The sequence below is a fragment of the Sinomonas sp. R1AF57 genome (genome assembly GCF_002224485.1).
Taxonomy (GTDB): Bacteria; Actinomycetota; Actinomycetes; order Actinomycetales; family Micrococcaceae; genus Sinomonas; species Sinomonas flava.
Genome location: NZ_CP022463.1, coordinates 153,810 through 173,378 on the forward strand (window position 1 = coordinate 153,810; position 19,569 = coordinate 173,378).

Consider the following 19,569-nt stretch of genomic DNA (forward strand, 5'->3'; position numbering starts at 1 on the left):
CATTTTTCGTTCCTCGAACGTCTGAACGGACGTCGCTTGGGTAGTGGCCAGATTGTCACACCCGCTCGACCCTCAAGGATCGCGAGAGGAACCGATGATGACTGATCCATATTCGACCACCCCAGGTACACCGCCGCGCCCTGACTCGAAGCCGGCCGCCGCCAAGCAGGAGGCCGAGGGTGTCGCAGCAGAGGCAGCCTCCTCTGCAGGCGCCGTCAAGGACGTCGCGAAGCAGGAGGCGACCACGGTCGCCAAGGAAGCCAAGTACCAGGCCAAGGACCTCATCCACCAGAGCCGCCAGGAGCTGATGGACCAGGCGGCCCAGCAGCAGACGCGCGCGGCCGAGGGCCTCAGGTCCATCCACCGTGAGCTCAGCTCCATGGCCTCCAACAGCGAGCATGAAGGGGTCGGCACCGATCTGGTCCGCCAGGCAGCCGAGAAGTCGGCCAGCTTCGCTGACTGGCTCGACCAGCGCGACCCGGGTTCGCTCATTCAAGAGGTCAAGTCCTACGCACGCCGCCGCCCGGGCGCATTCCTGGCCATTGCGGCCGGCGCCGGGCTGCTCGCCGGACGGCTCAGCCGGTCGCTCGCGGCCGGGGCCACCGACGAATCGAGCGGTGCCGCCCAGCGCCAGTACCCCGCGGGGGGCCAGTACCCGACCGGTACCCAGTACCCGACCGGTACCCAGTACCCGAGCGGTACCGAGTACGGAGCCGGCACCGAGTACGCTGCGGGGAGCCAGTACGGTGATGGCCAGTACGCGGCCGGCCAGTATGGCGAGGGCCAGTATGCAGGAGGCCAGTACTCCGGCGGCACTGCCGGAATGGGCACTGCCGGAACGGGCACGCCGTCTGCTGATCTGGGCCAGGGTGCCGCATACCCTGCACCCGAGACCGGCGCCTACGGCCAGGGTGCGGCGCCGAGCGCGTACACGCCGGCCCGCGGCGAGGACGGCGCCCTGACGAACGCCGTCGACGAGGGCGGGGCGTACGGCCAGACCCCCGGTCAGGACGCGGCGTACCGCGAGTACGAGAACGAGGACGCTTCGGGCGCCGGCAGCGTGGAGGGCGAGGTGCCGCCGCTGGACACGGAGCGCCTGCGCCGGGAAAGGGATGATCTGCGATGAGCCACGTCCCCGACTACGGAACTCCGTCGCCGGGCGCGCCCACCGCAGCTGGGGCCGTGCCGCCAGCGGAGCAGAAGGCCGCATCATCGTCGCTGGGTGACCTCGTCGGCGACGTCGCGGCGGACCTGTCGACGCTCATGCGCCAGGAGCTCGAGCTCGCCAAGGCCGAGGTGAGGCAGTCTGCCACCAGGGCGGGCAAGGGTGCGGGCATGTACGCGGGGGCTGGAGTGGCCGGCCACTTCGTCCTGCTGTTCCTGTCGCTGGCGCTCTGGTGGGCGCTTGGCTACTACCTCACCGGACTCGGGTGGTCTGCCGTCATCGTGGCAGTCATCTGGGGCATCATCGCAGCCGTCCTCGCCGCCCGGGCGAAGAAGGAGATGGCAGCGATCAAGGGCCTCCCGCGCACCACCGACACAGTGAAGAAGATTCCCGAAGCACTCAAGCCGAGTGAGGAGCCACGATGAGCCAGAATCCTGATGCCATTCGAGCCGACATCGAGCAGACCCGCGAACGGCTTGGCTACGACGTCGATGCGGTGGCGGACAAGGTGACCCCGTCGCACATCGCCCACCGCCAAGGCCAGAAGATCAAGGGAGCGGTGAACAGCATGAAGGACCGGGTCATGGGTGCCGCCGACGACGTCTCGGAGGGCACGCACGGGGCGATGTCCGACGCCGGAGCGGCTGTCGACCGCACGCAGCAGCGCGTTGTCCGGAAGACGCAGGGCAACCCGCTTGCCGCTGGCCTCATCGCCTTCGGCGCGGGCCTGCTCGTGTCCTCCCTCATCCCGCCGAGCGAGAAGGAGCGGGAGGTCGCGCAGACCCTGAAGGAGAAGGCCGAGCCGGTTACCGACGAGCTCAAGGGCGTCGCCTCCGAGGTGGCTTCAAACCTGAAGCAGCCCGCGCAGGAGGCCGTTGAGAGCGTCAAGGGCACCGCGTCCGAGAGTGCGCAGGCCGTGAAGGAAGAGGCCCAGGACCAGAAGCAGGTCGTGCAGGAGCGGGCGCAGGACGCCCAGCAGAACCTGCGCGACCAGTAGCGGTACCCGAGCCAGTGGCGGCGCGGCCGCGGGGGAACAGACCCCGCGGCCGCGCCGCCGTCGTGCGTCCCGCCGCGGAAGGCGGGTCAGGAGGCGCGGGCGAGCTGGCGGATGGGGATCCAGCGGGAGGCGAGCCGGCGGTAGGCCGCAGCGGCGCCGGTCATGTCGCCCTCGGCGAGGCATTCGATGCCGAGGAGCACGTCGGTCGGGGACTCGTCGGGGTAGACGCGGTCGGCCACGGCGCCGTAGTCGAGTTCGACCGCGGAATCGGGGTGGAACTCCTCGAGCCATTCGGTGAGGGACGTGAGTTCGTCGAGGAGGTTCATCTCGGGGGCGGCGAGGGCGAGGTTCGCCACCGCGAAGCGTGCCCGGTGCAGCGCCTTGGCCCACGTCGTCGTGATCCGGACGGTCTGGACGTGGTCGTCCTCCTCGACGACCTCGGTGGCGTCCTGTTCGTGGAACAGCACGAACCAGCTGAACGGTATCCCCCACAGGGATTCGCGGGTGTTGATCCGGGGCGTGCCGGGCTCGGAGGCGATCCGGTCGACGCGCTCCTGGTGCTTGGCGCGGGCCGGGGCCGGCAGCAGCACCGTGGCGAGCGGGGTCGGGGCCGTGGTGAGCACTGATTCAGCCGCGAGGCCCGCCCGCAGGACAAGCTGAGAGGGGCAGTAGAGGGTCCGCCCGTCGATGGTGACCGTCCGCGTGAACTCGGCGTCGTCGTCGGGGAAGGGGTCCCCGGAGGAGGAGATGATCCGTCCCAGCGCCGCCTCTGACTCGGCGGCCTCCAGGCCCCGGCGGCCTGGTTCGCGCCCTGCGAGGCTGTGCTCCATGCGCGCCCGCTCCTCAGGGCTGAAGGCCTCGAGCGGCTCGTAGACCCGCAGGTGCGAGGACAGGGGACCGTGGTACGGGCTCATGTGACGCCGCCCGCCGGGGGCCGGGTCCCGGGACGCCGCCGGATCACGAACCCTCCGCCAGCTCCACGACGACGGGCGCGTGGTCGGAGGCGCCCTTGCCCTTCCGCTCCTCGCGGTCGATGTGCGCGTTGACCACCCGGGCGGCGAGCGCGGGGGAGGCCAGCACGAAGTCGATGCGCATGCCTTCCTTCCGCGGGAAGCGGAGCTGGGTGTAGTCCCAGTAGGTGTAGACGCCGGGACCCGGGGTGTGGCGCCGCACCACGTCTTCGTAGCCGCTGGCCTCGAAGGCGCGGAATGCGTCCCGCTCGGGCTCGCTCACGTGCGTGTAGCCCTCGGTGCGGAAGAGCTCGATGTCCCACACGTCCTCGTCGCGGGGGGCGATGTTCCAGTCGCCCACGAGGGCGATCTGGGCGTCCGGGTCCTGCGCGACCCATTCGGCGGCGTGGCCGTTGAGGACCTTGAGCCACTCGAGCTTGTAGGGCATGTGCTCGTCATTGAGGGCACGGCCGTTGGGGACGTAGAGGCTCCAGACCCGGACGCCGGCGCAGGTGGCTGCCATGGCGCGCGCCTCCTGCACGCCGTCCTTGCCGCCCTTGCCGAAGGCGGGCTGGTCGGGGAACGTCCGCTCGACGTCGGTCAGGCCCACGCGGGACGCGATCGCCACGCCGTTCCACTGGTTGACGCCGAAGTGCGCCACCTCGTAGCCGTTGCGCTCGAAGAGCTCCCAGGGGAAGTTCTCGTCCTTGCACTTCGTCTCCTGGATCGCGAGCACGTCCACGTCGCTGCGCAGGAGCCAGTTCTCGACACGGTCGGCTCGGGCGCGGAGGGAGTTGACGTTCCAGGTAGCGATCTTCACGCCGCCCACGCTATCAATCACGGCAGCGAGTCGGCACCGTGCGGTGCCGACGCGCTGCGATGTGAGGGTGGAGGATCGCTACTTCGTCCAGGCTGTCGCGCCCTCGTGCCACCAGGTGTCGAAGATCGTTACTGGGGTGGCGCGCTTGTGCCGGGTCAGGAGGTAGCGCTTCTCGATCGACTCGGCCGCGGAGTCGGAGACCTCGCGCCCCTCGAGGTAGTCGTCGATCTCCTCATAGGTGATGCCGAGCTCGTGCTCGTCATGCCGGCCAGGCTGCAGGTCGAGCAGGTCCGCCGTCGGTATCTTCTCCGACACGCGCTCGGGGGCTCCGAGGTGGCGGAGGAGGGCGCGGTTCTGGCGCTTGTTGAGGCCGAACAGCGGCAGGATGTCCGCGCCGCCGTCGCCGTACTTGGTGAAGAAGCCGGTGACGGACTCCGCGCCGTGGTCGGTGCCGATCACGAGGAGACTCCGCTCGCCGGCGATCATGTACTGGGCGATCATGCGGGCCCGCGCCTTGGTGTTGCCGCGCACGAAGTCGGTCAGCTCGTCGTCCGAGGTCCGCTCGAACTCCTGCTCGAACCCCTCGACCGCAGGCTTGACGTTGAACGTCCACTCGGTCTTGGCCTTGATGAAGTCGAGGGCCGCCTTGGCGTCCTCTTCGTCGTGCTGGACGCCGTGGGGCAGCCGCACCGCGACGAAGTCCGCGTCGATGCCCTCGTCCGCGAGCGAGTCGACCGCGAGCTGGGCGAGCCGCCCGGCGAGGGAGGAGTCGAGGCCTCCGCTGATGCCGAGGACGAAGCCCTTGGTGCCCGTCGCCTTGAGGTAGTCCTTGAGGAACCCGACGCGGGCCGCCACTTCCGCGGCCGGGTCGATCTCGGGCTTGACGCCCATCTCCTCGATGATCTTCGCCTGGAGTTCGCGCATGGGCCTAGCGTAGACCAGCCTCGGTGCTGGGACACGCGGGGCGCGTGGGGTCAGGTGGCTTCCCACATGTGGGCCATCTCCACGAGGGACTGCTCCACGATCTTCTCCATGCCGGCGCGCGCCGCAGGGCCGTCCCCGCGCTGGATCGCCGCGGCGACGTCCATGTGCCACTCGAGCGCGGCGTGGTCCGGCAGCTGCGGCATGAGCCCGTACTGGACGCGTCCTTCGAGGACCTCCTGGGTGAGGAGGTGCAGCTTGCCGATCATCCGGTTCCCGCTCGCGGCGAGCACCATGTGGTGGAACGTGACGTCGAGGTCCAGGAACGCCTGCTGCCGCCCGGTCTTCCCCGCGGCCCACATCGAGGCCGCCAGCCGGACGATCTCCTCCCGCTCGGCCTCGCTGGCGCGCTCGGCGGCCAGCAGCGCGGCGAGCGGCTCGACCGCGTTGCGCAGCTCCGTGAGCTCGCGCAGCTGGGTCAGCCGGGCCGGGGAGGCGAGCTTCCAGCGGATCACCTGCGGGTTGAAGGCGTCCCACGACTCCTCGGGCAGCACGACCGTGCCGACGCGGCGCCTTGCCTCCACGAGCCCCAGCGACGCGAGCACGCGGAGCACCTCCCGCACAAGGGTCCGCGAAATGCCGAACTGCGCCTCGAGCTCGTCGGAGTTCAGGACGGACGACGGCGGGAGCTCGCCGGAGCAGATTCCCGCGCCGAGCGCGTCGAGGATCTGGGTGTGGCGCCGTGACGCCGAGGCGGCCACAGCGGCGAGGGGCCCCGACGGCGGCGGCGAGCTGTCGCCGTCGTCCGTGGAGGCTGTCTGCAGCTCCGTCGCGTGCACCATGGTGAAATCATACTGTGACGTGGGCAACTCTTGAATACGTACTACTTATAACTTAGTGTCGCTGCTGAGATCCGACGTAAAGGGGCGTCGGACGCGGGTCGCCACGGCGGTCCGAGAGATTGGAGTTCAACGGTGAAGGTTCAGTCATTCATCAGGGCGGCGGCCGTTGCCGCCATCGCGAGCCTGGGGCTCGCGGCCTGCGGTTCAGGGAGCAGCGGGGGCAACGAGAGCAGCGACGCTGCCGGACCCCTGCGCGTCACGCTGGCCAACCACGTGTGGACCGAGCAGATCAAGGCGGCCATCCCGGAGTTCGAGAAGGAGACCGGGGTCAAGGTCGAGCTCACCCAGCTCGGCGAGGACCAGCTCTCGGACCAGTACAACGTCAAGCTCAACGCTGGCAGCGAGGACATCGACGTGATGATGTACCGCCCCCTGCAGGAGGGCAAGCTCTTCGCGAAGAACAAGTACCTCGCCGACCTCTCGGACAACGTCAAGAAGGACTCGTCCTGGGACTGGAACGACTTCCAGCAGAACACCGTCGCGGCAACGACCTCTGACGGCAAGGTGGTCGGCGTGCCGATCATCACCGAGCGCGAGGTGCTCTACTACCGCAAGGACCTCCTCCAGGCCGCCGGCATCAGCGTGCCCAAGACCATGGACGAGCTCAAGGACGCCGCGGCCAAGATCAAGGCCTCCAACCCGGACACGGCCGGCTTCGTGGCACGCACGGGCAAGTCGACCGCAGTGACCCAGTTCTCGAGCTTCCTGTACAGCTTCGGGGGCGACTTCATGAAGGACGGCAAGGCCTCGATCAACACGGACGAGGCCAAGAAGGCCTACGCCTTCTACGGTGGCCTCATCAAGGACTCCGGCCCGGCCAACGTCTCCACCGACATGAGCTGGCCTGAGGCGATGGCCATCTTCACCCAGGGCAAGGCCGCGTTCTACACCGAGGCCGACTCGCTCTACAAGAACGCCACCGACCCCGCCAAGTCCAAGGTCGCCGACAAGGTCGGCTTCGCGCCCCTGCCCGCGGGCCCCGCCGGCTCCAAGCCGTACAACATCCCGTCCTGGGCGCTCGGCATCAACGATGCCTCCAAGCACAAGAACAACGCGTGGAAGTTCGTGCAGTGGGCCACCTCGAAGGAGCGCACGCTCGCGACCCAGAAGGCCGGCGTGCCCGGCGCACGCACGTCCGTCTGGTCGAGCCCGGACGGGATCTCGACCTACCCGAAGGACCTCGCGGACGCGATCACGGTCAGCGCCAAGAACGGCGTGGGCCACGACCGGCCCGAGGTCGTGACGGTGAGCAAGGCCCGCGAGATCGTCGGCGCGCCCATCGTCGCGGCGATCACCGGCGCGGACTCCGCGAAGGCCGCAGACCAGGCCCAGTCCGACTTCTCGAAGTTCCTCGAGTCGGACAAGTAGCCGCACCGATCCGCCGGCAGCAGGCCGGGGCGCGCGACCGCCGTCGTGCGCCCCGGCCTGACCGGCCCGATCCCCTGGCAAGGTAACTCATGGCTTCCACGACCATCGACCCGGACCTCACCAACGCCCCGCCACTGCGGCCCCGGCCCACCTCGGCCTTCTCCACGTGGGCCAACCGCCACCGCAAGTGGCTCTTCGCGGCACCCGCCATGGCCTTCGTGGCCATCCTCATCGTCGTCCCGCTCGTCTGGACCGCGTACCTGTCTCTGACGGACGCCCGCGGGTCTGTGCGGGCGGCGGCCGATTTCGTCGGCCTGAAGAACTACCTCACGGTCCTGACCGACACCGCCCGCTTCTGGCCGGCCGTGGGCCGCACGGTGCTGTTCACCGGGGTCGTGCTCGTGTTCGAGGTGGTCCTCGGCATGTGCATCGCACTCCTGCTGTGGCGTCCTTTCCGGGGCGAGCGCTGGGTCCGCGTCGCCGTCCTGCTCCCGCTTGTGGCGACTCCGGTGGCCGTCGGCATGATGTGGCGGCTCATCTTCGACCCGAACATCGGCTTCGCCAACCAGGCGCTCGGCTGGTTCGGCATCCCGCCCCAGCCGTGGCTCGCGGGCCAGGAGTCGGCGCTCTGGACCACGATGTTCATCGATGTGTGGCAGTGGACGCCGATGGTCGCGCTCATCCTCCTCGCGGGCCTCACGTCCCTCTCCGACGAGCCGCAGGAGGCCGCGAAGATCGACGGCGCGAGCACGTGGCAGCGGTTCTGGTTTGTCACCCTGCCGCTCATGATGCCCACGGTGGTCGTGGCGATCCTCCTGCGCGGCATCGACGCGCTCAAGACCTTCGACATCCTCTACGCGACCAAGGGCAAGGGCGGCGGGTCGTTCAACGAGGTCGAGACGCTCAACGTCTACGCCTACGGCCTCTCGTTCGACTACAACCAGTACGGTGTCTCCTCCACCGTGCTGATCCTGTTCTTCCTCCTCATCATCGGCGTCATGTGGGCCCTCACCGGCCGCAAGAAGAAGGAGTCCTGAGATGGAACGCACGACGGCGCTCCCCGCCTCGGGCGCGACGCCCGCCCGCCGCCGCAAGCCGGCCTCGACCCGCGTGTACCCGACGTTCAGGGTCGTGGCCCTCATCGCGACAGTGGTCGCGCTCATCCTTCCCCTCGTGTGGATGGTCCTGGCGTCACTGAAGACCAACGTGGACATCTACGACCCGTCCAAGTCGATCCTGTTCGAGCCCACGCTCGAGAACTACGTCAACGTCCTCACCCGCAACAACTACTTCATCTTCGTCGCGAACAGCTTCTGGGTCGCGTTCGTCTCCACGGTGCTCTCGCTCGTCCTCGGCGTGCCCGCGGCCTATTCGATGAGCCGCTTCACGATGCACCGCTCCGCGCTCGTGGTGCTCATGGCCCGCGTCATCCCAGGTGTTTCGCTCCTCGTGCCCTGGTACTACGTGTTCTCCAACCTGCGCATGGTCGGCGGGTTCGAGGTCCTCATCCTCAGCCACATGTTCGTGGCCCTGCCGCTCATCGTGTACATCATGATGGGCTACTTCGACTCGATGCCCCTCGAGCTCGAGGAGTCGGCGCAGGTGGACGGGCTCACGCCCATCGGCGCCTTCCGGAGGATTACCCTGCCGCTCTCCGTGGCGGGCATGGCAACCGCGGGGATCCTCGCCTTCATCTTCTCGTGGAACAACTTCATGTTCGCCCTCGTGCTCTCGGGCGCGAAGACCAAGACCCTGCCCGTGGCGATCTTCGACTTCGTCTCGTACGCGAGCATCGACTGGGGCGGCCTCATGGCAGCCGCCACCGTCGTGACGCTTCCGATCATGGTGATCGCGCTCTTCGCCCAGCGCTACATCGTCTCGGGCCTCACCGCCGGCGCGACGAAGGGCTGAGGAGGCACATGAAGATCACACGCATCGAGACTTTCCTCGTCCCTCCCCGCTGGCTCTTCGTCCGCCTCGAGACGGACACCGGGATCGTCGGGTGGGGCGAGGCGACCTGCGAGGGCCGCTCCGAGACGGTCCGCACCGCTGTCGACCAGCTCTCCGAGCTCCTCCTCGGCGAGGACCCCCTGCGCATCGAGGACCACTGGCAGGTGCTCACCAAGGGCTCCTTCTACCGCGGAGGCCCCATCCTCGCCAGCGCCGTCGCGGGACTCGACCAGGCCCTGTGGGACATCGCGGGCAAGCACTTCGACGCGCCGGTCCACCAGCTCCTCGGGGGTCCCGTCCGGGACCGCATCCGCGTCTACGGCTGGGTGGGCGGCGACGAGCCGGACGAGGTCGCGGACCAGATCGCAGCCCAGCTCGAGGTGGGCCTCACCGCTGTCAAGATGAACGCGTCCGGGAAGATGTCGCCGCACGGGAGCGTCTCCGAGCTCGACGGGGTGGTTCGGCGGGTTGCCGCGGCCCGCGAGGTGCTCGGCCCGGACCGCGATGTCGCGGTCGACTTCCACGGGCGCTTCACCCTCGCGACCGCCCGCCGGGTCGCCTCGCTCCTGGACGAACTCCACCCGTTCTTCCTCGAAGAACCCGTGGTCCCGGAGAACTCGCACCTCATCGGCCGGCTCACCGAGTCGACCACGATCCCCGTGGCCACGGGGGAGCGACTGTACTCGCGGCAGGAGTTCCTCCCCGTACTGCAGGCGGGGATCGCGGTCGCGCAGCCGGACCTGAGCCACGCGGGCGGGATCACCGAGGTGCGCAAGATCGCGGCACTCGCGGAGACGTTCGACGTCCAGCTCGCCCCGCACTGCCCGCTCGGGCCCATCGCGCTCGCGGCCTGCCTCCAGGTCGGCTTCTCGACGCCGAACTACCTGATCCAGGAGCAGAGCATCGGCATCCACTACAACCAGGGCGCCGAGGTCCTGGACTATGTGCTCGACAAGACCCCGCTGCGCTTCGTGGACGGTTCCATCGAGCGGCTGACGGGCTCTGGCCTGGGCCTCGAGATCGATGAGGCCGCCGTGCGCGACGCAGACCGCCGCGGCCATGCGTGGCGCGGGCCGGTGTGGCGGCACCCGGACGGGGCGTTCGCCGAATGGTGACCTGCTGCCCCCTGACCTCCTGCGAAAGGCGCCCATGACGACCCTGGACATCCCCACGCTCCTGGACGCTGTCCGCACCAGCCGGATCGTCGCCGTCGTGCGGGGGGACTCCGCCGAGCACGCCGCCGACGCCGCCCGCATCCTCTTCCGGGAGGGCATCCGGCTCGTGGAGATCGCCATGACGACGCCGGAGACGCCGTCGGCGATCGCCGCCGTCGCGCCCAGCGTTCCCAAGGGCTCCTATCTCGGCGCCGGGACCGTCATGACCCCGCAGGACGTGGACGTGGTCGCTGCCGCAGGGGCGTCGTTCATCGTCACGCCGAGCGTCTCGGCGTCCGTCGCCCACGCGGTGGACCGGGGCATCCCGGTGCTCGCCGGTGCCTTCACGGCCACGGAGGCGTACGAGGCGTGGCGCCAGGGAGCGGCTGCGGTCAAGCTGTTCCCGGCCTCCGCGGTGGGCCCGGGGTACCTGAAGGCACTCGCTGACCCGTTCCCGCAGATCCCCTTCCTGGCGGTCGGCGGCATGGGGCTGGCCGAGCTCCCGAAGTACGTCGCGGCCGGGGCGCTCGGCATCGGCGCGGGCGGACCCCTCGTGGGCGACGGCGCCAAGGGCGGCGACCCGGGGGCGCTCGCGGAGCGGGCCCGGGCCTTCGTGGCCGCCGCCGCGGAACTCGACGGGGCCTGACACGGCACCGGACGGCAAACGGTTGCCTCTGCGTGCTCCGCGTCACTAGCGTGGTGCCATGCCCACTGACGCGCCTCCCCCGTCCCCGTCCGAGTCCCTCCGCTCCGCCGTCGTCGGGTGCGGGGACATCTCAGCCCAGCACATCGCGGCGATCACCGCACTGGCCGAGAGCGGGCACGCGAGGCTCGCCGCCGTCGTCGACCGCGACCCGGGGCGCCGCCGGGCAGCGGCCGAGGCGCACGGCGTCCCCGCCTTCGCGGGTCTCAGCGAGCTGCTCGCGGAGGGGGCGGTCGACGTCGTGCACCTCTGCACCCCCCATGGCGACCACGCAGCTCTCGCCGAGCAGGCACTCGCCGCCGGCGTGCACGTCCTGACAGAGAAGCCGGTCGCGCACACCCTCAGCGACGCAGAGGCGCTCATCTCGGCGTCAGACCGCGCATGGGCGGACGCCGGCACGCAGCTCGGGGTGTGCTTCCAGAACCGCTACAACGCCCCGGTGGTGGCCCTGCGCAGGCTCGCGCGAGACGGGGGCCTCGGCCGCATCCTCGGGGCCCAGGCCACAGTCATGTGGCACCGGCCGCCGTCCTACTACGAGGCGCGCCCGTGGCGGGGCACGTGGTCCGGCAGCGGCGGCGGGCTCCTGATGAACCAGGCCATCCACACCCTCGACCTCCTGCAGTGGCTCGTGGGGCCGGCGCGGGTGGTGGACGGGCGCGCCTCGACGCGCGCCCTGAAGGGGATCATCGAGGTCGAGGACACCGCGGACATCCTCCTCGAGCATGCCGCGCACGACGGCGCCGCCGTCCACAGCGTCTTCTTCGCCACCAACGCGAACGCCGTCAACGCGCCCGTGACCCTCGACATCCAGACCGAGCGGGCGGAGCTGTCCGTCCGAGGCGCCCTCACCGTGCGGCATGCGGACGGGCGAGTGGAGGTCGTCGAGGAGACCGGGGTGCTCCCGGGAGAGCGCAGCTACTGGGGAGCCTCGCACCAGCTCCTCATCGCCGACTTCTACCGGGCGCTGGCGGCAGGCGAGCGCTTCTGGATCGGCGCCGAGGAGGCGACTGCCTCCCTGCGGCTCATCAAGGACGTGTACGCGCGCTCGTACCCCCACGGCGAGTGGGTCTGAATCCGGCAACTCTTGGCAAACGTTTACCGTGCGTTGCTGCCCGTGCCTAGAGTGGATGCACGTGTGACCGCCGCCACTGTGGCGGCAGATGAGAGCGATTGAGGAGAACCATGGCCACGATCGGCGTGCAGGCAATGATGCTCAAGGAGAGCTTCGCGGACATCGGCCCCTTCGAGACCCTCCGCAAGATCGCGGACATCGGATACCGCGCTGTGGAGGTGTCCCAGATCCCGATGGACCGGGAGAACGTCGCCGAGCTCGAACGCTCGCGCGGGGAGCTCGGCATCGAGTTCGCGGCGCTCTCCGCCCAGCTCGACGGCGAGACGGGTGCGACGCCGTACCCACTCGCCTCCGATGTCGAGCGCGCGGCGGAGGACTGCGCGCGGCTCGGGACGGACATGCTGCGGATCGGCATGCTCCCCATGTCCGAGCTGCGCAGCGAGGGGCGGGTTGTCGACTACGCCAAGCGCGTGGAGAAGGCCGCGCAGGCGCTCGCAGACCACGGCGTCACCCTGTACTACCACAACCACCATGTCGACTTCGCCAGGATGGGCGGCCGCTACGTGATGGACATTCTCGCCGAGGAGGCCCCCAGCCTCGGGCTCGAGGTGGACGTCCACTGGGTCCAGCGCGGCGGCCTCGACCCCGTGCGGACGCTGCAGAAGTACGCTGGCCGCACCGCGATGGTGCACCTGAAGGACTACCGGATCGGCGCCCTGTCCGAGGAGGGCATCGCCGCCTACGAATCCGGCGACTCCGCCGCCTTCCAGAACCACTTCAAGGATGTGGTCCAGTTCGCCGAGGTGGGCGAGGGGAACCTGGACTTCGCCGCGATCGTGCCCGTCGCCATCGACGCCGGCGCCCGCTACCTCCTGGTCGAGCAGGACCTGCTCTACGGGCGCACGGTCTTCGAGGCCCTGACCACCTCCCACGACAACCTCGTCGCCCTCGGCTTCGGCGACCTCTTCTGATCCGCACCGACAAGGAGACACGCAGCATGAGCAGGAAAGTCCGCCTCGGGATCATCGGGTTCGGCAATCAGGGCAGCCAGTACGCGAGGCTTGTCGCCGACGGGCGCGTGGGCAACATCGAGGTCACGGCCATCGCTGACACCGACCCCGCCCGGCGCGACCTCGCCGCCCAGCAGCATCAGGGCGTCACGCTGTTCGAGGACCATCTGTCGATGCTCGACTCCGGCGAGGTCGAGGCCGTCGTCACGACCGTGCCCCACTACCTCCACCCCGTCATGGGGATCCAGGCGCTCGAGCGGGGCCTCCACGTGCTCGTGGAGAAGCCCGCGGGCGTCTACACGAAGCAGGTCCGCGAGCTCAACGAGTTCGCCGCCTCGAAGCCCGAGCTGACGTTCGCGATCATGTTCAACCAGCGCACCAATCCGCTGTACCGCCGGCTCAAGGAGATCGTGGATTCCGGTGAGATCGGCGCGATCCGCCGCACGAACTGGATCATCACCACCTGGTACCGGCCGCAGGCGTACTACGACCAGAGCGCCTGGCGGGCCACGTGGGGCGGCGAGGGCGGAGGGGTGCTGGTCAACCAGGCCCCGCACCAGCTCGACCTGTGGCAGTGGATCTGCGGCGTGCCGCAGAAGGTCTTCGCGAAGGCAGCCTTCGGCTTCCGCCGGGCGATCGACGTCGAGGACGAGGTCGTCGCCGTCGTCGACTACGGCGGGGGTGCGACCGGGACCTTCACCACCGCGACCCACGAACTCGTCGGCACCGACCGGTTCGAGATCTCCGGGGACAAGGGCAAGATCGTCGTCGACGGCTCCACGACCGCCGTCGTCACCCGTTTCCGCCACTCCGAGCAGGAGGTGAGCGCGGGCATCCCGCCCGAGGAGATCTGGAAGATGACCAGCGACCAGTTCGACCCGGACGAGTACTACACGCAGGAGACTCTCGAGTTCGACACCGCGTGGGGCGGCCAGCACGCGGCCGTCCTGGAGAACTTCGCCGCGAACATCCTCGACGGCACGCCCCTCATCGCGCCGGGAAGCGACGGCATCCTCGGCGTCCGGCTGGCCAACGCGATCCACCTCTCGGCGTGGACCGGCAGGGAGGTCCCTATGGACTTCGACGAGGACGAGTTCCTGGCCGAGCTGAACAAGAAGATCGCCGAAGAAGGCAAGTTCCCCCAGCAGCACTGACCGCCAGGCCGGCCTGACCGCCGGCCAGCCGGGACGGCCCGGCCCGACCGGCCCCGCGAAGCCCTCAGGCCTTCGCGGGGCCGGTCGATGCCCGGATCTGCAGGTGCGTGGGCATGACGGCGAGCTTGCGCGGCATGCCACCGCGGAGCGGGTCGAGCTGGGCGAGGAGCATCGACACCGCAGTGCGGCCCGCCTGTTCGATCGGCGACGCGATCGTGGTCAGGGGAGGGTTGCAGAAGTCCGCGCCGAAGATGTCGTCGCAGCCCACGATGCTCACGTCCTCGGGGACGCGCACGCCGCGCTCACGGAAGCGCTGGAGCATGCCGATCGCGATGAGGTCGTTGAAGGCGATGAGCGCGGTCGCACCCGTGCGCAGCGCGGCGTCGGCAGCAGCCGCGCCGGACGACGTCTTGGGAGAGTAGGGGCCGATCCGCGTCACTTCCATGCCGCGCCGCGAGGCCGCCTCCTCGATGGCCTTCCACCGCCGGTGGGTCGACCAGGAACTGGTAGGGCCGCCCACGTAGGTCACCTTGCTGTGGCCCAGCGAGGCGAGGTGCTCTAGGGCCTGCACCATGGCGCCCGGTGTGTCGATGAGCACGGTGGGCGCGTCCGCCGTCGCCCGGTTGATCGTGACGAGCGGCTGCTGGCGGGCGGCCTCGGCGAGCTGCGCATCCGTGAGGCGCGACGCCGCGAGGATGATCCCGTCCGCCGTTCGGCGGAGCCTGCGCAGCGCCTCGAGCTCGACGTCGGTCGCCTCCTCGGTGTCGACGAGCAGCTGGGTGTACCCCGACGCTTTGAGCTGGTTCTGCGTGCCCCGGATGATGTCGAAGTAGAACGGGTTGGTCACGTCGGGGACCAGCACCGCGATGGCGCCGGTCCTCCCCGAGCTGAGCCCGCGGGCCTGGGAGCTTGGGACGTAGTGGAGCTCGGCCGCGATCTTCTCGATCCGCTCCCGCGTGCGGGCGTTGACCCGCTGGGGGTTCGACAGCGCCCGCGAGACGGTCGACGTCGCGACGCCGGCGCGCTCAGCGATGTCGCGGATCGTGGGCAGGCGCTCCGGGTCGGAGGACGCGGGCGGAGCGGACGAGGCGGTCATGGCATCCATTGTGACCGGTGCTGGCAAATTTTGGCAATCGCTTGCCGTTGCGGATTTTCCGTTCCTAGACTCAAGGGCATGTGGCGATGGGCCGTGAGCAGGATCACAGTCGCCAACGGCTCGCACCGTACTCAAGGAGGAGACACATGCGAATCCGAACCACAGCCAAGGTGGCCTCGCTGGCCACGCTCGCAGCCCTCGCACTGGCTGCGTGCGGGGCGGGGTCGTCGTCGTCGGGGGACAGCGGGAGTCCCGCCGCTGTCGACGGGAAGGGCAAGACCCTCAGCGTCCTCGTCAACACCAACACGCTCTACCCGGATCAGCAGAAGCAGTGGTTCTCGGACATGGCCACGAAGTTCAAGGCCAAGACTGGCGCGGACCTGAAGTACGAGACCTTCACCTCCGCCAACGAGGAACTCCAGCGCATCCAGACGTCGGTCGTGTCCGGCCAAGGCCCGGACGTCTACTCCCTCGGGACCACCTTCACCCCGACCGCCGTCGCCACGGGCGCCTTCGTGCAGCTCGGCGACGACGAATGGAAGAAGATCGGCGGCAAGGACCGCTTCAACAAGGCCACCCTCGGGATCTCGGGGCCGAGCGACAAGAAGCTCTTCGGCGTCCCGTTCGTCTCACGCCCGTTCGTCATGGCCTACAACAAGGACATCATCGCGGCAGCCGGCATCGACAAGCCTGCGACCACGTGGGACGGGCTCCTCGAGCAGGCCAAGAAGGCCACTGACGCCTCGAAGGGCCAGTACGGTCTCGCCGTCGCCTACAAGGACAACTTCGACCCGTGGAAGTTCGTGTGGGCGATGTCGGTCCAGGCGGGCAACAAGATCGTCGACGGCGACAAGGCCAAGCTCGATGACCCGGCCATGAAGAAGGCCTATGAGACCTACTTCGGCTGGGTGACGAAGGACAAGGTCGTCAACCCCGCGGCCGTGGGCTGGAGCAACAGCCAGGCGCTCGCGGAGTTCGCCGCCGGCAAGGCCGCCTTCTTCCCGATGACCACGTCCAACTCCATCCCGACGCTCGACAAGTCCCCGCTCAAGGACAAGTACGAGTACGCGATCATGCCGGTCGCGGCCCCCGGGGACTCCTCGCCGAAGGACGGCGGCACCCCCGCCGCGTCGATCCTCTCGGGCGACAACATGGTGGTCGCGGACTACTCGAAGAACAAGGACCTCGCCTACGCCTACATGGAGATGGTGACCTCGAAGGACGAGCAGCTGAACTACCAGAAGACGTTCGGCGATCTCCCCGCCAACGCCGAGGGCCTCAAGTCGCTCTCGAGCGCCCCGCACATGGCCGCCATCACCGAAGCCGCTGAGAAGTCATTCGCCACCCCGTTCACCGGCGCGTGGGGCGACATCCAGCTGGCCCTCCTGAACGTCACAGTCCAGAGCGTTCCTGACCTCGCGGCCGGCAACGTGCCGGAGGCCACGCTGAACCAGCGCCTCAAGGACGCCCAGGACAAGGCGCAGTCCTCCCTCGACCGCGCCGGGAAGCAGTGACTGGGTGACCGCCATGTCCACCGAATCCATCAAGCGACCCCTGCCCGCCGCGCACGCGACGGGCAGGGGCCCCGCCCCAGATCCCGCAGCCCGCAAGGGCCTGTCGCGCCGCAACCGCCCCCTCTGGATGCTCATCCCGGGCGGCGTGCTCATGGCCATCGTCATCATCGTCCCGATGGTCCTGGGCGTGTGGATGTCCCTCCTGGACCTCGACCAGTACTCGCTGCGCAAGTGGCTCTCGGCGCCGTTCATCGGCATCGAGAACTACATCGAGGCCATCACGCAGTCGGGCCTGCTGCGCTCGGTCTGGCTCAGCCTCTCGTACTCGCTCATCGCGATGGTCGTAACGGTCCCGCTCGGCGTCGCGGCCGCCGTCGCCACCCAGAATTCCTTCCGCGGACGCGCCGTCATCCGCTCGATCTTCCTGGTCCCCTACGTCCTGCCGACGTTCGTGGTCGCCACGGTGTGGCGGACGATGTTCCAGCCGGGCAGCGTGGTGGACAACGCGCTCCACGGCGTGGGCATCGAGGCGGGCCTGTGGCTCAATGGGCCCAACACCTACTGGGCCCTCGTCTTCGTCCAGATCTGGGCGTCCTGGCCGTTCATCTACCTCCTGGCCCTCGCCGGACTCCAGTCCGTGGACCACGAGGTGCACGAGGCGGCGGCCCTCGATGGCGCGCTGTGGTGGAAGAAGCTCCGCTACGTGGTCTTCCCCTACCTCAAGGGCCCCCTCTCGCTCGCGTTCCTCATCGGGATGCTGCACCACATCAACAACTTCACCCTCCCGTTCGTGCTCTTCGGCATCCCCGCCCCCCACGACATCGAGGTCCTGCCGATCCTGACCTACGTGACAAGCTTCCAGAGCTTCCGCTTTGGGCTCTCAGCCGCGATGGCGGTCGTCTCGCTGGTCCTCATCGCCATCCCCCTGTTCATCTACCTGCGCGCCGTCCGGCTCGACGACGGCGAGAGCGGAGGCCGCAAGTGAGCGCCACCCTCGACGTCCCCGCCATCGGGGCGCCCCACACAGTCGACCGGCCCGGTTCGCGCCAGCAGAGCGAGGTCACGCGTCTGCTGCCCACGTGGCTGCTCGCGTTCGTGGTCGCCGCCCTGTGCGCGTTCATCCTCGTCCCGATGCTCTACGTGTTCCTCGCCTCGCTCAACAACGACCTCAGCGTGGCGCGCGGGGACTTCTGGCCCGAGACGTTCAGCCTGGAGAACTACGCGAAGATCTGGACGAGCGTCGGCCTCGCGAACGGGCTGATGAACTCGGTGATCGTCGCGGGCCTCACGGCCGTCGTCTCGGCGATGCTCGCCGTCGCCACCGCGTACGTCCTGGTCCGGTACGAGTTCCGGGGGCGGCTCACGATGCTCCGCGGCCTCCTGGGCCTCCAGAGCATCCCGGGCACGCTCCTCGTGCTCCCGGTGTTCGTCCTGTACGCCTCCGCGGCGACGGCGCTCGGGATCCAGATCATCGGAACCTACTGGGGCCTCTTCCTCACGTACCTCACGTTCGCGCTGCCGTTCTCCACGTGGGTCATGGTCACCTACCTGCGCGGGCTCCCGCGCGAGCTCGAAGAGGCGGCGAGGATCGACGGCGCGAGCAACATGGGCATCCTGACGAAGATCATCCTTCCACTGAGCTGGCCCGGCATCATCGTCTCCGCCATCTTCGCGTTCCTGCTCGGGTGGAACGACGTGCTCTTCGCCTCGGTCATGACCCGGCCCGAGACCCAGACCGCGGCAGTGGCGCTGCAGATCTTCGCCACGAGCACCGAGAGCGGTGCCGTCCCGTACTACGGCCAGATGATGGCGAGCGCCCTCGTGTGCGCCGCGCCCGTCGTGCTCCTGTACCTGTTCTTCCAGCGCTATCTAGTCGGCGGGCTGACCGCCGGGGGAGTGAAGTGACGTGACCGAACCATCCGCCACCGCACCGACCGGCACCGTCCGCTGGGACCTCTCCGGCTTCGGCGACGAGATCGACGCCGACCCCCGCGTCCAGGCGGCCGTCATGCGGGCCCTCGGCGCGAGCCACATCGAGGTCCGCAGCGCGTGGGGCACCAACATCGTGGACCTGTCCGAGGAGCAGCTCGCCGAGCTGAAGTCCGTCCTCGACGAGGCGGGTCTGAAGGTCTCCGCGATCGCCTCCCCGATCGGCAAGGTCGACGTCGCGCTCCCGGTCGACCACGAGGTCGAGCGCCTCGGGCGGGCCCTCCGCGCCGCCGAGGTCCTCGCCGCGCCCTACATCCGCATCTTCTCCTTCTACTACGAGGGCAAAGCCCCCGAGGAGGTCCGTGACGCGGTCATCGAACGCATGACGGCGCTCGCCCGTCGTGCCGAGGGCACGGGCGTCACGCTTGTGCACGAGAACGAGAAGGACATCTTCGGGGACATCCCCGAGCGCGTCCATGACCTCGTCACGGCCGTGGACTCACCCGCGCTCAAGCTCGCGTGGGACCCGGCGAACTTCGTCCAGGTGGGCGTCAAGCCCTTCACGCAGGGCTACGAGCTCCTGCGCCCCCATGTGGCCTACCTCCAGGTGAAGGACGCCCTGTTCGCCGATGGCAGCGTGGTCCCGGCCGGCGAGGGCGACGGCGAGGTGCTCGCCACTGTCGAGGCCCTGCGCGACAGCGGGTACACCGGCTTCGCCTCGCTCGAGCCGCACCTGGCGGAGGGCTTCGCCCTCGGGGGCTTCAGCGGGCCCTACGCGTTCGGCGTCGCCGCACGGGCCTTCGCGAAGGTCCTTGCGAGCGCGGGCGTCGAGGCCAACTGACCCACAGCCGACGAAACGAGAAG

General features: G+C 69.2%; 20 protein-coding genes. 15 read left to right on the forward strand and 5 right to left on the reverse strand.

Going from position 1 to position 19,569, the window contains the following annotated elements; translation table 11 throughout:
- Positions 1-97: 97 nt before the first annotated feature.
- The 3 genes from CGQ25_RS00785 to CGQ25_RS00795 are packed head-to-tail and all read left to right on the forward strand — an operon-like array spanning position 98 to position 2,162.
- On the forward strand, positions 98-1,126 hold the full coding sequence (locus CGQ25_RS00785; protein ID WP_208711366.1) for a hypothetical protein: 1,029 nt from the start codon (positions 98-100) through the stop codon (positions 1,124-1,126).
- On the forward strand, positions 1,123-1,590 hold the full coding sequence (locus CGQ25_RS00790; protein ID WP_208711367.1) for a phage holin family protein: 468 nt from the start codon (positions 1,123-1,125) through the stop codon (positions 1,588-1,590). Before CGQ25_RS00785 ends, CGQ25_RS00790 begins: the two co-directional genes overlap by 4 nt.
- Positions 1,587-2,162, forward strand: a complete 576-nt coding sequence (locus tag CGQ25_RS00795; protein ID WP_208711368.1) for a DUF3618 domain-containing protein — start codon at positions 1,587-1,589, stop codon at positions 2,160-2,162. Before CGQ25_RS00790 ends, CGQ25_RS00795 begins: the two co-directional genes overlap by 4 nt.
- Positions 2,163-2,248: 86 nt before the next feature.
- Here CGQ25_RS00795 and CGQ25_RS00800 read toward each other — a convergent pair whose 3' ends face one another.
- The 4 genes from CGQ25_RS00800 to CGQ25_RS00815 form a co-directional block, all read right to left on the reverse strand.
- A complete protein-coding gene (locus CGQ25_RS00800; protein ID WP_208711369.1) occupies positions 2,249-3,076 on the reverse strand; it encodes a hypothetical protein in 828 nt (275 codons plus the stop codon).
- A gap of 43 nt (positions 3,077-3,119) precedes the next feature.
- Positions 3,120-3,932, reverse strand: coding sequence for an exodeoxyribonuclease III (locus tag CGQ25_RS00805; protein WP_208711370.1), 813 nt, complete (start codon positions 3,930-3,932; stop codon positions 3,120-3,122).
- Between the two features lie 78 nt (positions 3,933-4,010).
- On the reverse strand, positions 4,011-4,856 hold the full coding sequence (gene nadE, locus CGQ25_RS00810) for an ammonia-dependent NAD(+) synthetase (protein ID WP_208711371.1): 846 nt from the start codon (positions 4,854-4,856) through the stop codon (positions 4,011-4,013).
- A gap of 50 nt (positions 4,857-4,906) precedes the next feature.
- Positions 4,907-5,695, reverse strand: a complete 789-nt coding sequence (locus CGQ25_RS00815; RefSeq protein ID WP_208711372.1) for a FadR/GntR family transcriptional regulator — start codon at positions 5,693-5,695, stop codon at positions 4,907-4,909.
- Between the two features lie 132 nt (positions 5,696-5,827).
- Here CGQ25_RS00815 and CGQ25_RS00820 point away from each other — a divergent pair, with 132 nt between their 5' ends.
- The 8 genes from CGQ25_RS00820 (at position 5,828) to CGQ25_RS00855 (ending at position 14,166) form a co-directional block, all read left to right on the forward strand.
- Positions 5,828-7,123: a sugar ABC transporter substrate-binding protein gene (locus CGQ25_RS00820; RefSeq protein WP_208711373.1), complete on the forward strand. Its 1,296-nt coding sequence runs from the start codon at positions 5,828-5,830 to the stop codon at positions 7,121-7,123.
- 89 nt (positions 7,124-7,212) lie between these two features.
- Complete coding sequence (locus CGQ25_RS00825) at positions 7,213-8,160, forward strand: carbohydrate ABC transporter permease (RefSeq protein WP_255405480.1); 948 nt, start codon at positions 7,213-7,215, stop codon at positions 8,158-8,160.
- Between the two features lies 1 nt (position 8,161).
- Positions 8,162-9,034, forward strand: coding sequence for a carbohydrate ABC transporter permease (locus CGQ25_RS00830; protein ID WP_208711374.1), 873 nt, complete (start codon positions 8,162-8,164; stop codon positions 9,032-9,034).
- Between the two features lie 8 nt (positions 9,035-9,042).
- Entirely contained in the window at positions 9,043-10,188 is a 1,146-nt protein-coding gene (gene dgoD / locus CGQ25_RS00835; RefSeq protein WP_208711375.1) for a galactonate dehydratase, read from the forward strand.
- A 34-nt stretch (positions 10,189-10,222) separates the two neighbouring features.
- Entirely contained in the window at positions 10,223-10,873 is a 651-nt protein-coding gene (locus tag CGQ25_RS00840) for a bifunctional 4-hydroxy-2-oxoglutarate aldolase/2-dehydro-3-deoxy-phosphogluconate aldolase (RefSeq protein WP_208711376.1), read from the forward strand.
- A 58-nt stretch (positions 10,874-10,931) separates the two neighbouring features.
- Positions 10,932-12,002 carry a Gfo/Idh/MocA family protein gene (locus CGQ25_RS00845; protein ID WP_208711377.1) on the forward strand — a complete coding sequence of 357 codons (1,071 nt, stop codon included), beginning with the start codon at positions 10,932-10,934 and terminating at the stop codon, positions 12,000-12,002.
- Positions 12,003-12,112: 110 nt separating this feature from the next.
- Complete coding sequence (locus CGQ25_RS00850; RefSeq protein WP_255405481.1) at positions 12,113-12,973, forward strand: sugar phosphate isomerase/epimerase; 861 nt, start codon at positions 12,113-12,115, stop codon at positions 12,971-12,973.
- Between the two features lie 26 nt (positions 12,974-12,999).
- Positions 13,000-14,166, forward strand: coding sequence for a Gfo/Idh/MocA family protein (locus CGQ25_RS00855; protein WP_208711378.1), 1,167 nt, complete (start codon positions 13,000-13,002; stop codon positions 14,164-14,166).
- 64 nt (positions 14,167-14,230) lie between these two features.
- Here the strand turns inward: CGQ25_RS00855 and CGQ25_RS00860 are convergent, their stop codons facing one another.
- A complete protein-coding gene (locus CGQ25_RS00860; protein WP_208711379.1) occupies positions 14,231-15,262 on the reverse strand; it encodes a LacI family DNA-binding transcriptional regulator in 1,032 nt (343 codons plus the stop codon).
- A 146-nt stretch (positions 15,263-15,408) separates the two neighbouring features.
- Here CGQ25_RS00860 and CGQ25_RS00865 point away from each other — a divergent pair, with 146 nt between their 5' ends.
- Genes CGQ25_RS00865 through CGQ25_RS00880 form a run of 4 tightly spaced genes read left to right on the forward strand, consistent with a single transcriptional unit; the run spans position 15,409 to position 19,546 of the window.
- Complete coding sequence (locus CGQ25_RS00865) at positions 15,409-16,776, forward strand: ABC transporter substrate-binding protein (protein WP_208711380.1); 1,368 nt, start codon at positions 15,409-15,411, stop codon at positions 16,774-16,776.
- Between the two features lie 4 nt (positions 16,777-16,780).
- A complete protein-coding gene (locus tag CGQ25_RS00870; RefSeq protein WP_369802262.1) occupies positions 16,781-17,761 on the forward strand; it encodes a carbohydrate ABC transporter permease in 981 nt (326 codons plus the stop codon).
- The gene (locus tag CGQ25_RS00875) at positions 17,758-18,681 is read left to right on the forward strand and encodes a carbohydrate ABC transporter permease (protein ID WP_208711382.1); all 924 of its coding nucleotides are present in this window, start codon (positions 17,758-17,760) and stop codon (positions 18,679-18,681) included. The genes CGQ25_RS00870 and CGQ25_RS00875 overlap by 4 nt, the downstream gene beginning before the upstream one ends.
- A gap of 1 nt (position 18,682) precedes the next feature.
- Positions 18,683-19,546 (forward strand): sugar phosphate isomerase/epimerase, encoded by an 864-nt coding sequence (locus CGQ25_RS00880; RefSeq protein WP_255405482.1) that lies wholly within the window; start codon positions 18,683-18,685, stop codon positions 19,544-19,546.
- Positions 19,547-19,569: the final 23 nt, after the last annotated feature.

What these genes read in the sequence shown, in the direction of transcription:
- CGQ25_RS00785 (WP_208711366.1), top strand. Translation starts at nt 98, where the DNA reads ATGACTGATCCATATTCGACCACCCCAGGTACACCGCCGCGCCCTGAC.
- CGQ25_RS00790 (WP_208711367.1), top strand. Translation starts at nt 1,123, where the DNA reads ATGAGCCACGTCCCCGACTACGGAACTCCGTCGCCGGGCGCGCCCACC.
- CGQ25_RS00795 (WP_208711368.1), top strand. Translation starts at nt 1,587, where the DNA reads ATGAGCCAGAATCCTGATGCCATTCGAGCCGACATCGAGCAGACCCGC.
- CGQ25_RS00800 (WP_208711369.1), bottom strand. Translation starts at nt 3,076, where the DNA reads ATGAGCCCGTACCACGGTCCCCTGTCCTCGCACCTGCGGGTCTACGAG.
- nadE (WP_208711371.1), bottom strand. Translation starts at nt 4,856, where the DNA reads ATGCGCGAACTCCAGGCGAAGATCATCGAGGAGATGGGCGTCAAGCCC.
- CGQ25_RS00815 (WP_208711372.1), bottom strand. Translation starts at nt 5,695, where the DNA reads ATGGTGCACGCGACGGAGCTGCAGACAGCCTCCACGGACGACGGCGAC.
- CGQ25_RS00825 (WP_255405480.1), top strand. Translation starts at nt 7,213, where the DNA reads ATGGCTTCCACGACCATCGACCCGGACCTCACCAACGCCCCGCCACTG.
- CGQ25_RS00830 (WP_208711374.1), top strand. Translation starts at nt 8,162, where the DNA reads ATGGAACGCACGACGGCGCTCCCCGCCTCGGGCGCGACGCCCGCCCGC.
- dgoD (WP_208711375.1), top strand. Translation starts at nt 9,043, where the DNA reads ATGAAGATCACACGCATCGAGACTTTCCTCGTCCCTCCCCGCTGGCTC.
- CGQ25_RS00840 (WP_208711376.1), top strand. Translation starts at nt 10,223, where the DNA reads ATGACGACCCTGGACATCCCCACGCTCCTGGACGCTGTCCGCACCAGC.
- CGQ25_RS00845 (WP_208711377.1), top strand. Translation starts at nt 10,932, where the DNA reads ATGCCCACTGACGCGCCTCCCCCGTCCCCGTCCGAGTCCCTCCGCTCC.
- CGQ25_RS00850 (WP_255405481.1), top strand. Translation starts at nt 12,113, where the DNA reads ATGGCCACGATCGGCGTGCAGGCAATGATGCTCAAGGAGAGCTTCGCG.
- CGQ25_RS00855 (WP_208711378.1), top strand. Translation starts at nt 13,000, where the DNA reads ATGAGCAGGAAAGTCCGCCTCGGGATCATCGGGTTCGGCAATCAGGGC.
- CGQ25_RS00860 (WP_208711379.1), bottom strand. Translation starts at nt 15,262, where the DNA reads ATGACCGCCTCGTCCGCTCCGCCCGCGTCCTCCGACCCGGAGCGCCTG.
- CGQ25_RS00865 (WP_208711380.1), top strand. Translation starts at nt 15,409, where the DNA reads ATGCGAATCCGAACCACAGCCAAGGTGGCCTCGCTGGCCACGCTCGCA.